A 14726-nucleotide genomic window follows, 5' to 3' on the forward strand; every position below is an offset into this window, starting at 1 on the left:
AGGGTGGTTCAGTCGATTTCCGGCACACGCGCGAGACGGCGGCGCTGCCAGCCTTTTTCAACGAAATGCAGATAGACGATGCCCGGCACGCCAAGCAGCAACTCGCGCGCACGTTTCACAAGCGACAGCGCGAGCGCCGCTTCGGGCGGCAGGCCGACCAGACGTGCGAGCAGCAGATAGCCGCCTTCCTGCACGCCGAGCGAACCGGGAATGGCGAACGCCGCGCCGCGAATGGCCTGGCCGAGACTTTCGAGCAGCAGCGCTTCGGTCCAGCCGACCGGGTGCCCGAGCAGACTCAGCGCGAGCCACACTTCGCCCGTGCCGACCACCCAGCCGACGAGGCTCAGGCCGAAGCTCGCCGCCACCTTGCCGCGTTCGCGATACATCTCGTGGACGGCGGTATCGACCGCTTCGGCGCGTGTGACGAGCGAAGACCAGTCGTGCTTCTTCGAGAAGCGCGCCGCGATGCCGGAGGCGAAGCGCATGGCGCGACCGAAGAGACCGCGCCGCTGCGCCAGATAGAAGCCGAGAATCATCGCGCCGATCACGCCGATGACCGCGAGCACCGCGATCCGTACGGTGGAAGCGGAGCCGCCCGTCGCGTAACCGGTGAGGAGCACGACGCCGACCAGCGCGAAAAGCAATTGCGCGACCGTCTGCATGGTCGTGCTGACGGTAATGACCGCGGCGGCGTCGCGGGCGCGCATGCCGCGCTGCGTGAGATAGCGGACCATGAGCATCGGTCCGCCGATCTGCCCGGCGGGCATCAGGCTATTGACCGATTCACCCGTCCAGCGCGCGAGCAAGGCATCGCGCAAGGAGACGTCGCGTTCCTTGTTCGAGAAGAGACTGCTGATAGCGATTGCATCGATGAAAAGCGGCACGAAATGGAACGCCGCGACGGCGACGAGTCCCCAGCCCGCCGCGGCGAGCGTCGAGGCCACGGAGCCGAAGCCTTGCCAGCCGAGCAGCGCGACGAACAGAACCACGCCGGCCGACAGCAGGAAAGTGCCAGCGCGACTCATGCGGCGCCGTTCTTGCCGCCCTTGCGGCGAAAGACCTGCTTGAAACCGAAGTACGCGATCGAATCTTTCATGTTCGAGATGAAGCGCTGAAACGGCTTCATGTTCGGGTCGGTCACGTATTCGAACGTAAGCGAGACGCGCATTTCATTTTCGCCGAGCGGCGTGATGCGATGACGCAGCTTGTCGCCGTCGAAGAAGACGAGCGCGCCCGGCGGATACTGCACCGAGCCCGGCTGATCGGGAATCTCGGGCGTGCGCGTGTGCAGTTCGTAGTCGAGACGGCAGGAGGAGTCGTCGATGACACCGAGCAACAGCGTGTAACGGCGGCCGTTGTAATACGAAGTGTCGTAGTGCCAGCCGATGTGATCGCCTGGCCGCGTATAGAAATACAGCGCGTAGGCGTGCGCGTCGTCTTCGGGCGAGAGTTGCAGTTTGTCGCCCGTCAGCGTTTCGAGCCACTCGATAAGGGCTTCCGAGCGGTACAGGTCCGCGATGAACGGCGCAAGCTTGTCGAGCGTATGACGGCTCACGCTGCCGCCCGCCTTGTGCCCCGGCAAGTAATTGCGATTCACGGCGGGCATGACATCGTGCACCGCGGCGATCAGGCGTTCGGTGTAATCGCGCGGCAGAAAGTCTTCGAGGTAGAGAAACGCGCCCTGCTTGTCGTAGTCCTGGCGCAATTGCGGCGTCGGCAGCGCCGAGATGCGCGCGGACAACGTCGTGTCGATGTCGCGCGCGCTCGGCGTGGCTTTGCTGGTCCCGTTGCTCGTTTCGTTGAGCTTGTCGTGAAGTGGGGTTGCCGTATCGCTCATCTCACCGCCTGGAAGTCCTTGCCGTTCTCGCTACGCGTTTGCGCCTGGCTCGCGCTCGAGCTCTTCGCGCGACGCTCGCGACGCATCACGCGTTGATAATCCACCGCCACGTAGATCGCGAAAAGCGGCGCGCCGACGGCCGCCGCGATCAGAAACGGCGTCATGCCGTTCAGGATGGTAATCACCGGCAGCAGGTAAAGCACGTCCTCGGTTTCGAAGCCCGCCATCGACGCCTGCTTCGTGGCGGCCTTGCCGACCGTCGACTCGATCCGCATGCGAAGGAAAAAGATCAACGCAACGGCAATGCCCGCGATGCCGCCGAGCCACTGCGCCGAAACGGGCCACGCCGGATGATGCACGCTCACGTAAAAGCCGATGCCCGCGAACAGCAGCACGGTGACGAGCGCATCGCACGCGAGGTCGTACAGGTGGCCGATCCTGCTCGACTGACCGCTGATACGCGCGAGCTCGCCGTCGGTGTGATCGACGAGATTCGACAGTGCGATCAGCAACGCGCCGAGCGTGCAAAGCCAGAACGAACCGAGCGACAAATAGTACGCGCCGCCAAGACCGATGGCGAGCCGTAGTGTCGTAAGGTGATTGGGCGTTACCGGCGTTCCGACGAGTGGCGTGACGAGACGGCGGGCAATGCGCGCGTCCCATGTCGATGGTTCGGGAACGGCTTTCGGGCTGGGCGGACACGATTTTGTCATCACGCGAATATATCGCTATTTCGCGCAAGCTGCATATATTGCGACTCATTCCGACGGCGTCGGAACCTTGTTTAGCGGGGCCGGACGCGTGTTTTGATCCATGCCCGCTCGCCGCAAACGATTGTCGCGATTCGCCCCGAAGAAAATATTTCCGATTCGTTTTGACGGAACAGGCGCCCCGTTTCGATTCGGGGCGCTTGCGGATCACTGAATGGTCGCGGGCGGCGGCGCGTTGCGCGGCGGCGGAGGCGGTGGCGCATTGGGCGGTGGAATGGGAACGCTGCGCTCGTTGCCGATGGATGCCGTGGTTTCGCTCGACATGCCACCGTTCTTGTCGACAGGAATGGTGACCGTGCGAACCGTGCCGTTGCCGAGCGGGAAGTCGGCCAGCGCGCTGCGCGTGAGATACGGCATGGCGTGATAGAGCGACGGATCTTCCGTGGAATTGACCGCCGTCACCTTATAGACTTCACGCCCGGAAGCACGCTCGTTCATGCGAATCTGCAGCGCGTGGATATAAACCGGGAAGCTTTGATCGACGTAGCCCGTCGGGCCCCACGGGCCACCGCCGTAGGCATAGCCGCCCCAGCCGCCGCCCCATGGTCCGAAGCCCGGGCGCCCCCACGGACCGTACATCGGCCAGGGATCGTAATAGACGGGCTGGCGCACCGTCATCAAATCGCCGCGTACCGAATAATTGAGCGCCACCCTGTAGTTCGCGCTCGCTTCCGGCGCCTGACGGAACGAATACTTCGAAAGCTCGGTGGCGACGAGCGTCTCGTAAGTCGTCTGCTCGATGCTGTTCTGCTGATCGTTGTTGCGCGCGAAGGCGTAGGTACGGGTGGCGTCGCTGCCGCCGCTCCAATCCGAGAACGCGGTGACTTGCGTCTGCACGTAGGTCGTGCAGCCGGCAAGCCAGAGCACGCCAAGCGCGAGCGCCGCGCGGGCCAGCATGCGCCACGGGCCGCTGCCTTCGATCCGGGAAATCATGGTCTTCCTCGCTTCGTTCAATGTCGTTCCGGTTTGAGCCGCTCTTGCTGTGGCCGCGGACGCCTCGCTGACCGTCCGGCTTCACGATCGGCGGGCGTTCAGTACAATGGTTCGACATGCCGCGCCCGCTTTTGTGCCCGAAACCACCCGGCTCACGAGCGCGACCGCGCCGCTCAACTCACTCAAGATCTTGCCATGTCCACCACGACCGAAACGACCGCATCCACCGTGATCCGCCGCCAGGACTACACGCCACCCGCGTTCCTGATCGATTCCGTCGCGCTCGAGTTCGACCTCGTGCCCTCGCGGACCGTTGTCAGAAACAGCATGCGTCTGCATCGCAACCCGGACGCGGCGGACAACACCGCGCGGCTCGAACTGATCGGCGAGCAACTCGAATTCGTTAGCGCGACCATCGACGGCAAGCCGCATACGGACGTCCGTGTAAGCGATAACGGTCTGTCCATCGGCAATATTCCGGGCGACGTGTTCGAACTCGTCATTGAAAGCGTCTGCAATCCTGCCGCGAACACCACGCTGTCCGGGCTTTATGTGTCGAGCGGCAACTTCTTCACGCAGTGCGAGGCGGAAGGTTTCCGGCGCATCACCTATTTCCTCGACCGTCCGGACGTGATGGCAACCTACACCGTGACCCTGCGCGCCGACAAGACCGCGTATCCGGTGCTGCTCTCGAACGGCAATCTGATCGATGAAGGCGATCTGCCCGACGGCCGCCACTTCGCCGTCTGGGAAGACCCGTTCAAGAAGCCGAGCTATCTCTTCGCGCTGGTCGCCGGCAAGCTGGTGAGGATAGAAGAGCGCATTCAGTCCGGTTCGCGAGAGAAGCTGCTGCAGGTCTGGGTCGAGCCGCACGATCTCGACAAGACGCGCCACGCCATGGATTCGCTCATCCACTCCATTCGCTGGGACGAGAAGCGCTTCGGGCTGGAACTGGATCTGGACCGCTTCATGATCGTCGCGGTCAGCGACTTCAACATGGGCGCAATGGAGAACAAGGGCCTCAATATCTTCAACACGAAGTACGTGCTGGCCAATCCGGAAACCGCGACCGATATCGACTTCTCCAACATCGAAGCGGTCGTCGGACACGAGTACTTCCATAACTGGACCGGCAACCGCGTGACTTGCCGCGACTGGTTCCAGTTGAGCCTGAAAGAAGGCCTCACTGTTTTCCGCGACCAGGAATTTTCCGCCGATATGGCCGCGGGCGACGTGGACGGCGCGGCGAGCGCGGCCGCGCGCGCGACCAAGCGGATCGAGGACGTGCGCGTCTTGCGTCAGATGCAGTTCGCCGAGGACGCCGGCCCAATGGCGCATCCGGTGCGCCCGGAAAGCTACGTCGAGATCAATAATTTCTACACGATGACCGTCTACGAGAAAGGCTCGGAAGTCGTGCGGATGTATCAGACACTCTTTGGCCGCGAGGGTTTTCGCAAAGGCATGGACCTGTACTTCCAGCGCCACGACGGTCAGGCCGTGACTTGCGACGACTTCCGTCACGCCATGGCCGACGCTAATAACCGCGACCTCGCGCAATACGAGCGCTGGTACAGCCAGGCGGGCACGCCGCGTGTGTCGGTGCGCGCTTCCTACGACGCCGCCGCCAAGCGCTACACGCTGACGCTCGCGCAAGGCTACGCCGAGGGCAACGAAGCCGCGCGCGCCACGCAACAAGGTCCGCTCCTGATTCCGTTCGCGGTCGGTCTGATCGGCGCGAATGGCGCGGATTTGCCGCTTCGTCTCGAAGGCGAAAAAGAGCCGAACGGCACGACGCGCGTGCTCGAATTCACGGAGCGCGAACAGTCGTTCACTTTCGTCGATGTGAGCGAAGCACCGCTGCCCTCGCTGCTGCGCAATTTCTCGGCACCGGTGATCGTCGAATTCGACTACACGAACGAACAACTGGCGTTTCTGCTGGCCCACGACAGCGATCCCTTCAATCGCTGGGAAGCCGGTCAGCGGCTCGCCACGCGCGAACTGCTGGCGCTCGCAGCGCGCGCGGCCAAGGGCGAAACGCTCACGCTCGATAGCGACATCATCGCGGCATTTTCCCGCGTGCTCGACGACACCACGCTCACGCCCGCTTTCCGCGAACTCGCAATGATGCTGCCGTCGGAAAGCTATCTCGCCGAGCAGATGTCCGTCTCCGACCCCGCCGCCGTGCACGCGGCGCGCGTGTTCATGAGCCGCCAGCTCGCGGCAGGACTGCGCGACAAGTGGCTCGCCGCTTACGAGGCGAACCGCACGCCGGGCGAATATCGTCCGACGCCGGAAGATGCGGGCAAGCGCGGCCTGAAGAACCTCGCCCTTGCCTACCTGAGCCAGCTCGACGACCCGAGCGAAGCCATCAGGCTTGCCGAGGCTCAGTACGATTCGGCCGACAACATGACGGATCGTTCGGCGGCGCTTTCCGCGCTGCTCCTGGCAAGCGCGACAGCGGGCGCCGATCCCACCGTCGCCGACACCGCGCTCGACGACTTTTATCGCCGCTTCGAGCACGAGGCGCTCGTCATCGACAAGTGGTTCGCGCTGCAGGCGACGCAGCGTGGCGGGCCGGACCGCAAGATCATCGAGATCGTGCGCCAGTTGATGCAGCATCAGGCGTTCACGCTGAAGAACCCGAATCGCGCGCGCTCGCTGATTTTCAGTTTCTGCAGCGGCAACCCGGCGCAATTCCACGCGCCCGACGGTTCCGGCTACGCGTTCTGGGCCGAACAGGTCATCGCGCTCGATGCGCTCAATCCGCAAGTCGCCGCCCGCCTCGCGCGCGGCCTCGAATTGTGGCGCCGCTTCACGCCACAGTTGCGCGAGAAGATGCATGCGGCGTTGACTGAAGTAGCGTCGAAAGCGAAATCGCGCGATGTGCGCGAAGTCGTCGAAAAGGCGCTCGCTGCTTAATCACTGATTCATCACACTTTTTTACTGTTTAGCGGCCACCCCGTGTTGTTTAGCGCGGTGGCCGTTCTTGCTTATGTCGGGCATCAGCGGTCTCTGTCATACGGAGCGCATGGGGCAAGCGGTTAGAATCATGAGATTCGTCAAACGCTCACGGAGCCCAGCATGTCCATCTCCAGCCGCACTACGCTCACGAAATATCTGATCGAGCAGCAGCGCGAACACCAGAATCTGCCGGCCGACTTGCGTCTTCTAATCGAAGTCGTCGCGCGTGCATGCAAGCAAATCGGTTATCAGGTGAGCAAGGGCGCACTCGGCGACGCGCTCGGTACGGCCGGCAGCGAAAACGTGCAGGGCGAAGTGCAGAAGAAGCTCGACGTGCTGTCCAACGAAATTCTGCTCGAAGCCAACGAATGGGGCGGCAACCTGGCCGCGATGGCATCGGAAGAGATGGAAAAGATCTTCCCGATCCCGAATCGTTATCCGAAAGGCAACTATCTGCTGACCTTCGATCCGCTCGATGGATCGTCGAACATCGACGTGAACGTGTCGATCGGCACCATTTTTTCGGTGCTGCGCTGTCCGGACGGCGCGGAGCCAAGCGAGGAAGCGTTCATGCAGCCGGGTTCGGCGCAGGTCGCCGCGGGCTATGCGGTGTACGGCCCGCAAACCGTGCTCGTGCTCACGACCGGCAACGGCGTGAACTGCTTCACGCTGGACCGCGAGCTGGGCTCGTGGGTGCTGACGCAGAGCGACATGCGCATTCCGACCGAAACGCGCGAGTACGCGATCAACGCGTCCAACAGCCGTCACTGGTATGAGCCGGTGCAGCGGTATATCGGCGAGTTGAACGACGGCAAGGACGGCCCGCGCAAGGACGACTTCAACATGCGCTGGATCGCGTCGATGGTGGCGGATGTGCATCGCATCTTGAATCGCGGCGGCATCTTCATGTATCCCGCCGACAAGCGCACGCCGGACCGTCCGGGCAAGCTGCGTCTGATGTACGAAGCGAACCCGATGGCGCTGATCGTCGAGCAGGCTGGCGGCGCCGCGACGGATGGCGAGCAACGCATTCTGGATATCGTTCCAACGAGCCTGCACCAGCGCGTGCCGGTGTTTCTCGGCTCGAAGAGCGAGGTCGATCGCGTGACGCGTTATCACTCGGAAAAGAAAGTTTGATTCAGGGTCTTGCCAAATTGGGAAAGGAGTCTCTATAATCTCGTTTCTCTGATGCCGGAATAGCTCAGACGGTAGAGCAGCGCATTCGTAATGCGAAGGTCGGGGGTTCGATTCCTCTTTCCGGCACCAAACGTATCACGCAAAAAGCCCAGTCAGGTTGACTGGGCTTTTTGCGTTGTGGGGTCTTCCCAATAAACGCAGGCCAACCGAGTCCATATCAGCGATCAGATGGCACCGAAACACCGCGCACACGTAACGCCATGAAAACAAGCCATACGTTGCCTCCGCCACGGTCCTCGAAACGCGCTTCATGCAAACGCCGGTCGCGAGTCTCGAAGCGCGGCAATCAAGCAATCACAAAACTCAGTGCGTCTAAGTTTTCCGAAGCACCGCTGAGAATGGCGAACTGCTGAACGCGCCGCGAAGCAAGTTCAGCCTCCCTCCTCCGCGCTCGTCGCAGAACATGGGTCGAATGCCGCGCGGACTCATCCGCTCATCGACATGGACTACCTCGGTAGACATCAGCCCATGTCCTCGACCCACGGCGACATTCGCCACGAGACAAAACCGTATATACTGTTTTCTCCACATCAAGAGGAGAAAAAATGAGCACACCCAAAATCGATGCCCCCGCCACCAAGGCTGTCGATGCTCCCAAGAACGCCGTCGCAAAAGACGAGAAGCCGGCCACGAAGACCGCAACGAAAACCCGGTCGAAGGCTGCGGCGCCCGCATCGGGTGGAGTGAAAAGGCCCGCGAAGAAAGCGGTTGCCGAGCCCATAGCCGGTGCATCCTCGGCTCCCGCGACGAAGTCGAAAACGAAGCCGAAGACGAAGGCAACCGAAGCCAGGGAAAAGAAACCGACCGCGCGCGCCCCTGCCGATACAGCCAAACCCGCCGCGACGACCAAACCCGCGGCGAAAGCCAAGCGAGCGAAGAAAGATAAAGTCGTGCGCGACAGCTTCACCATGCCAAAAGCGGACTACGCGAAGATTGCATCGCTCAAGCAGAAGTGTCTCGACAACGGCATCCGCGTAAAGAAGAGCGAACTGCTGCGCGCCGCACTCGCCGTGCTCGACGCCGCGCCGGAAAAGCGCATCGTCGCCGCGATCAAGGCCCTCGAAACCGTCAAGACCGGCCGTCCTGCAAACGCCTGACCGCCGCTCGATCGCGAACCTCGCAATACGTCGAGGAACGCGCCGCTGCCAGTGCAATCGCCGCTGGCAGCGTCATCGACATTGAAGACGCGCAGGGCACCTACGACGCGCATCTGCTCAATGAAACTTTTGTGTCAAGCCGCCGATTTTCTCATTCGTGTGTTTTTATGAAATCGATCACAAAAGGCCGCTTTCTTGTAATAGCATTAGCGCACGTTTCTGCCCCGTCAGCGGCTCTTCACAGCTGACGCCAAGAGCCGAAGCTATTCGACGACAAAGGTGGATGAGATATGAGCCATCACATCCAAAAGAACAAAGTGGAGTTCAATTGAAGAAGCGCGCCACTGTTATCTGTCGAAAGGGAAAACGCATTCTTCTAGTGGCACGTCGCCAATCGAAATGGGCCCTGCCAGGCGGAATCCTCAAGCGCGGGGAGCATCTCCCTGACGCCGCGCTTCGAGAACTCAAGGAGGAAACACAACTCTCCGGCAAGTCGGCCAAGTATCTCTTCGACTTCAGAGGCAAGCAAAAGCACCATCACGTCTTCTATTGCGATATCTCCGCTCGGGCCAAGCCGCGTCCGAGCAATGAAATTTCGCGATGCCGCTGGGTGAATCTCGAAGACATTCCACGGCTCATGACGAGCACGCCAACGAACGATATCGTGAAGCTCGTCAGTCATAAGCGTAAGAACGGCCGCGGAAAATAAAGCCGAACCGCGACACGGACGAGCTCGTCAATCCCGAAAGACGTCACGCCTCGGCCGCACATCGACCGTGGCACTTCGCTCGGCTTATCGCGCATATCGACCGGCTCATTGGCATGGCGTCGCGTTCGTGGCCTGCCATGCCGATCTCGAGCACTGCAAGCCCTTCAACCATCGCTTCGGCTACTGGCAGGGCGACACCGTGCTGAAGGCGGCGGCGCATACGCGGGCATCGGTCTCATTTACGACCTGCATCGCGCGCGGCCAAGCTGCGAAACCGACACCTACGCGGCCCGCATCGTCCCCATACCATCTCCCCGCAGCTTGAAAATCGCCACCACGTCACGCAACGACCTCGCCTGCTCCGCCAGCGCCTGAGCCGCCGCCGATGCCTGCTCGACCAGCGCGGCGTTTTGCTGCGTCACCTCGTCCATCTGCGTGACGGCCATGTTGACCTGTTCGATGCCCGTGGTCTGTTCCTTCGACGCCGACGAAATCGCGCCGACCACATCGGTCACGCGCTCGACCGAGCCGACGATATCCGCAATGATGCTACCCGCGTCCCGCACGAGCGACGAGCCCGTCTCTACGCGGCCGGCCGACTGCTCGATCAGCTCCTTGATCTCCTTCGCGGCCGTCGCGCTGCGTTGAGCGAGCGAGCGGACTTCCGATGCCACGACCGCAAAACCGCGCCCTTCCTCGCCCGCGCGCGCCGCTTCGACGGCCGCGTTCAGCGCAAGGATGTTCGTCTGGAACGCGATGGCGTCGATCACGGCGATGATCTCGCCCACCTTGCCCGCGCTCTCGGAAATGCCGTGCATGGTCTCGACGACCTTTTCCATCATCTGGCCGCCGCGCGTGGCGGTCTGCGATGCATTCTCCGCAAGCGACGAAGCCGCGACCGCGTTATCCGCGTTCTGACGCACCGTCGCGGTGATCTCTTCCATGCTTGCCGCCGTTTCCTCGAGCGACGCCGCCTGCTCCTCGGTACGCGAAGACAGATTCAGATTGCCCGATGCGATTTCCGCGCTCGCGGTCGCCACGCCTTCCGCGTTCTGGCGCACCTTGCTCACGACCGTCGCGAGACTCGTCTGCATATGCTTGAGCGCCACCAGCAACTCGGCGATTTCGTCCTTGCCGCCGGTTTCGAACTCGTGCGAGAGATCGCCCTTCGCCACGGCGCGCGCGCAACCGAGCGCACGGACGAGCGGACCGGACACCGTGCGGCTGAAGAGATATCCGCCGATCAACGAGAGCGCCAGCACGAAGAGCATCAACGTGACGCTGATGAACGACGCTTGCCGCGCGGCGTGATCGGCGTGCGCGGACACTTCGGCGCTATCGGCGGCAATCTTCTGGGCCGCCTGTTCGAGCAGCGCGGCCGGTTCGCGGTCGACGCCCGCTACGGCGTTATCGCCAGCGGACGGTTCGAAGCCCGCGGCCTTGAACGCATCGAAGCCGCGCCGGTAGCCATCGCCCATTGCGGCGTGTGCGGAAGCGAAGCGGTCGATCAAATCGCGGCTCTCGCCCGCGGGAAGCGTGCGCTTGAGTTCATCGGCCAGTTTGTGCACGGTCGCTTCGCGAGTCTGGAAAGCCGACCAGTACTTCTGCAGTTTCTCGGGGTCCTTGCCGCGCAAGAGCGTGTCTTTCCACTCCTGCACTTGCAACTTGAAGGCGACCAGCGTCGCGGACACCATGCGTTCGCTCGCGACGTTATCCGCCACCACTGTCCGATAGGTGTCGATGGATTGATTGAGGGCAAAAATACCGTACAACGCGCCCGCGAACATGAAAAAGAGCGCGGCGGCAAAAGCGAGCGGGATCTTGAGGCTGAGCTTCATCGAGAGTCTTCAATTCGAGGGTTTACGCGCAATGTGCGCCGATCGCTTTTTTATCGGCTGTCTCGCGGGAAAACTGAAGGCGATGAAACAGGGAACGCATCACGTTGGCGTCGCTTTACGCACGGATAAAGCGCGCTTCGTCTATCCACGCCGCGGCGTTCAACGCGTTCAGACTAGCTTCGCGACGCTGTCGGTCGCTGGCCGTCCGCCGATGTTCGTAAAGGCCGCGTCACCGCCGTTTCGAACTCCAAAGACGCCGGGTACGTAGGCTCCGCGACACATTCCGCTTCATCGACGGATCGGTTCGCGAGCCTGCGCACGAAGCATGGATCGCCTCCAGCATCACGATCCAATTTGGTGTGGAATAAACTTTGAAGTTGGAATACTATTCCGAAATAGCTTCGTATTCGCGGTAACAGGATATAGCGTGCCGGCAAACGCTTCACGCAACACGCGCGGCGCGAGACACCACAACAGGAGACACGAATGAGCAGGACGACCCTTGCCCTCATCGGCGCCGGCGCGATCGGGCGCATGCATGTGGAACGCGCGCGGCTGCATCCCGATTGCGAGATCGTGGCCGTGGCCGATCCGTCGCCGGCGGCCGAAGCGTTCGCACGCGCCGAAGGCCTGCGCTGGTTCGCCGACTACACCGCCATGCTCGACGAGGTCAAACCGCGAGGCGCGATCGTCGCGACGCCGAACGCGACGCACCTGCAAGTCGGACTGGCGTGCATCGAACGGGGCGTCGCGGTGCTGATGGAAAAGCCTATCGCCGATACCGTCGAGCAAGCCGAACAACTGACCCGCGCGGCGTCGCAAGCGCAAGTGCCGCTCATCGTCGGACATCATCGGCGGCATAACCCGATCCTGCGGCGCGCGCGCGAGATCGTTCAATCCGGCCGCCTCGGCACGCCGGTTGCGGCCATGGCGCTTGCCACGTTCTATAAACCCGACAGCTACTTCGAGATGGCGTGGCGCCGCGAAAAAGGCGGCGGTCCGGTGCTCATCAACCTGATCCACGACATCGACATCATGCGGTTTCTGCTCGGCGAAGTGATCGAAGTTCAAGCGCAGACATCCAACGCGGTGCGCGGCTTCGAAGTGGAGGACACGGCCGCCGTGCTGCTGCGGTTTGCAAGCGGTGCGCTCGGCACGCTCGCGGTCTCGGATTGCGCGGCATCGCCCTGGAACTGGGATCTCGCGGCGGGCGAAGCTGCGCACTACCCGCGTCAGAACGTCAACACGCATTTTCTGACGGGCACCGATGGATCGCTCACGCTGCCCTTGCTCGATGTCTGGGATTACCGCAGCGGCAAAGGCTGGCATGACCCGCTGACCGTGGAACGAAGCACACCGCATCGCGGCGATCCGTATCACGAGCAGCTGCGGCATTTCTCGGCGGTGATCGACGGCAAGGAAGCGCCGGTCTGTTCAGGCGAGGACGCAACGCGCACGCTCGCGACGACATTCGCGGTGCATCGCGCGGCCGCATCGAGAGCGCCGGTGGCGGTCGCCACCGCAGCCGAAGCGCGCATCGACCGCACGGCATGAGACAGGAGACAAAGCGCATGAATTCGATGACTCAACCCTGGGACGAAGAAGTCGATCTGCTCGTGTTCGGCGCGGGCGCGGGCGGCATGACCGCGGCGCTCGTCGCGCATCACGAAGGTCTGAAGGTGCTCATCTGCGAGAAGACCGACGCGGTCGGCGGCATTACCTCGACCTCGGGCGGCACGACCTGGGTGCCCGGCACGAGCGACAGCGTGCGCGCGGGCGTTCCCGATAAAACCGACGACGCGCGGCGCTTCCTCGCGTCGGTGGTCGGCGATCGCGGCGGCGACGATGCACGCGAGGCGTTCCTGGCGAGCGGCCCGCAGGCCATCGAGGAAATTCAGCGCATCAGCGAGGTCAAATTCGTGGCCGCGGCGGCACATCCCGATTACGTCAGCGGTCCCGGCGCGGCGTTCGGCGGACGCGCGCTCGCGCCCGTCGCCTTCGATGGCCGGCTGCTCGGCGATGACTTCGCCCGCGTAAGGCCGCCGCGCCCCGAGTTCATGGGCTTAGGCGGGATGATGGTCGCGCGCACGGACCTCGATGCGCTGCTCGAACCGTTCGCGTCGAAGAAAAATTTCACACGCACGTTGTCGGTGGTCGGACGTTATGTCGCCGACCGTCTGCGCCACAAGCGAGGCACGAATCTCGTCATGGGCAACGCGCTCGCCGCGCGTCTCTTCTACAGCCTGCGCAAGCAAAACGTGGAAGTGCGTTTCGAGACACCGTTGCTGGAACTCGTCGTCGAGCACGGCATGGTGACGGGCGCCGTGGTCGGACAGAAAGGCGGCTCGAAAACGCGCATCGGCGCGCGCCGGGGCGTGGTGCTCGCAACGGGCGGCATCACGCGCAACCCGGCGTTGCGCAAGCAGTTGTTCCCCGCTGCCGCACAACCGTTGTCGCTCTCGCCGCAAACGCACACGGGCGATGGCATCGAGCGCGCGCTCGATCTCGATGCCAGGCTCGACGATGGCTGCGAAAGCCCCGGCCTGTGGATGCCCTGCTCCATCCTGCGTCGCGAAGGCAAGCCCGATAGCGTCTGGCCGCACATTCTTCTCGATCGCGCGAAGCCGGGACTCATCGCCGTGAACGCGCGTGGCGAGCGCTTCGTCAACGAATCGGATTCTTATCACGACTTCGTGATGGGCATGCTGCGCGACAATGGCCAGGGCACGAGCGTGCCGGCGCATTTGATCGTCGATGCCGCGTTCCTGCGCGATTATGGCCTCGGACTCGTGATGAAGAAACGCAGCCAGGCGCGCATTGCCAGCTTCGTGAAGGCGGGGTATCTCATCAAGGGCGACACGTTGGCCGAACTGGCGACGAAGCTCGAGGTCGATGCCAGCGGCTTGGAGCGCACGGTCGCCGCGTACAACCGCGACGCGGCGCGCGGCGAAGACCCGCAGTTCAAGCGCGGCGCAAGCGCGATGAACCGCTTCAATGGCGATGCATCGCAGAAGCCCAATCCCTGCGTGCGGCCCATCGGCGCGGGACCGTATTACGCCGTCACGGTGTGGCCCGCCGATCTGGCATGCAGCGCGGGGCTGTCCGGCAACGCCGACGGTCAGGTACTCGATAACCACGGCGACGCCATTCCCGGACTCTTCGCATGCGGCAACGACCTCGCATCGATCTTTCGTGGCACTTATCCGGGGCCGGGAACGACGCTCGGACCCGCACTTGTGTTCGGATGGCGTGTCGCGAAATTCGCGGCGCGCGCCGTGCCCGTCGCCGATCCTGAATTCGTGGTCGGGCTGCGGGACATTCCGGTGCGCGTCAGGGTTTGATGCGCTGTCGACGAAACTGAAGCAGCCACAATCGAACACCACG

At 62.8% G+C, this 14726-nt stretch carries 11 protein-coding genes and 1 tRNA gene; 7 read left to right on the forward strand and 5 right to left on the reverse strand.

The features are described 5' to 3' along the window. Positions 1-8: 8 nt before the first annotated feature. The 4 genes from P9292_RS21890 to P9292_RS21905 all read right to left on the reverse strand — a co-directional run bounded on the left by P9292_RS21890 (position 9) and on the right by P9292_RS21905 (position 3540). Complete coding sequence (locus P9292_RS21890) at positions 9-1025, reverse strand: flippase-like domain-containing protein (RefSeq protein WP_250492011.1); 1017 nt, start codon at positions 1023-1025, stop codon at positions 9-11. After that, positions 1022-1837 (reverse strand): 2OG-Fe(II) oxygenase, encoded by an 816-nt coding sequence (locus P9292_RS21895; protein ID WP_309961204.1) that lies wholly within the window; start codon positions 1835-1837, stop codon positions 1022-1024. Before P9292_RS21895 ends, P9292_RS21890 begins: the two co-directional genes overlap by 4 nt. After that, complete coding sequence (locus P9292_RS21900; protein ID WP_309964121.1) at positions 1834-2550, reverse strand: CDP-alcohol phosphatidyltransferase family protein; 717 nt, start codon at positions 2548-2550, stop codon at positions 1834-1836. Before P9292_RS21900 ends, P9292_RS21895 begins: the two co-directional genes overlap by 4 nt. Before the next feature lie 204 nt (positions 2551-2754). Beyond that, entirely contained in the window at positions 2755-3540 is a 786-nt protein-coding gene (locus tag P9292_RS21905) for a DUF4136 domain-containing protein (protein ID WP_409015185.1), read from the reverse strand. 195 nt (positions 3541-3735) lie between these two features. Here P9292_RS21905 and pepN point away from each other — a divergent pair, with 195 nt between their 5' ends. The 5 genes from pepN (at position 3736) to P9292_RS21930 (ending at position 9504) form a co-directional block, all read left to right on the forward strand. Next, a complete protein-coding gene (gene pepN, locus P9292_RS21910; protein ID WP_309961205.1) occupies positions 3736-6459 on the forward strand; it encodes an aminopeptidase N in 2724 nt (907 codons plus the stop codon). A gap of 162 nt (positions 6460-6621) precedes the next feature. Next, a complete protein-coding gene (locus P9292_RS21915; protein ID WP_244827384.1) occupies positions 6622-7638 on the forward strand; it encodes a class 1 fructose-bisphosphatase in 1017 nt (338 codons plus the stop codon). A gap of 53 nt (positions 7639-7691) precedes the next feature. After that, positions 7692-7767, forward strand: a tRNA-Thr gene (locus tag P9292_RS21920). A 476-nt stretch (positions 7768-8243) separates the two neighbouring features. Beyond that, positions 8244-8795: a hypothetical protein gene (locus tag P9292_RS21925; protein ID WP_309841957.1), complete on the forward strand. Its 552-nt coding sequence runs from the start codon at positions 8244-8246 to the stop codon at positions 8793-8795. A gap of 328 nt (positions 8796-9123) precedes the next feature. Further along, positions 9124-9504 carry an NUDIX hydrolase gene (locus P9292_RS21930; protein ID WP_250463896.1) on the forward strand — a complete coding sequence of 127 codons (381 nt, stop codon included), beginning with the start codon at positions 9124-9126 and terminating at the stop codon, positions 9502-9504. 281 nt (positions 9505-9785) lie between these two features. On the opposite strand, the gene P9292_RS21935 is transcribed toward P9292_RS21930, so the two are convergent. Beyond that, positions 9786-11342, reverse strand: a complete 1557-nt coding sequence (locus P9292_RS21935; RefSeq protein WP_309961207.1) for a methyl-accepting chemotaxis protein — start codon at positions 11340-11342, stop codon at positions 9786-9788. A gap of 486 nt (positions 11343-11828) precedes the next feature. Here P9292_RS21935 and P9292_RS21940 point away from each other — a divergent pair, with 486 nt between their 5' ends. Beyond that, positions 11829-12896 (forward strand): Gfo/Idh/MocA family oxidoreductase, encoded by a 1068-nt coding sequence (locus P9292_RS21940; protein WP_309961208.1) that lies wholly within the window; start codon positions 11829-11831, stop codon positions 12894-12896. Between the two features lie 17 nt (positions 12897-12913). Then, positions 12914-14683 (forward strand): FAD-dependent oxidoreductase, encoded by a 1770-nt coding sequence (locus P9292_RS21945; protein WP_309961210.1) that lies wholly within the window; start codon positions 12914-12916, stop codon positions 14681-14683. Positions 14684-14726: the final 43 nt, after the last annotated feature.

The organism is Caballeronia sp. LZ001 (assembly GCF_031450875.1).
Classification (GTDB): domain Bacteria; phylum Pseudomonadota; class Gammaproteobacteria; order Burkholderiales; family Burkholderiaceae; genus Caballeronia.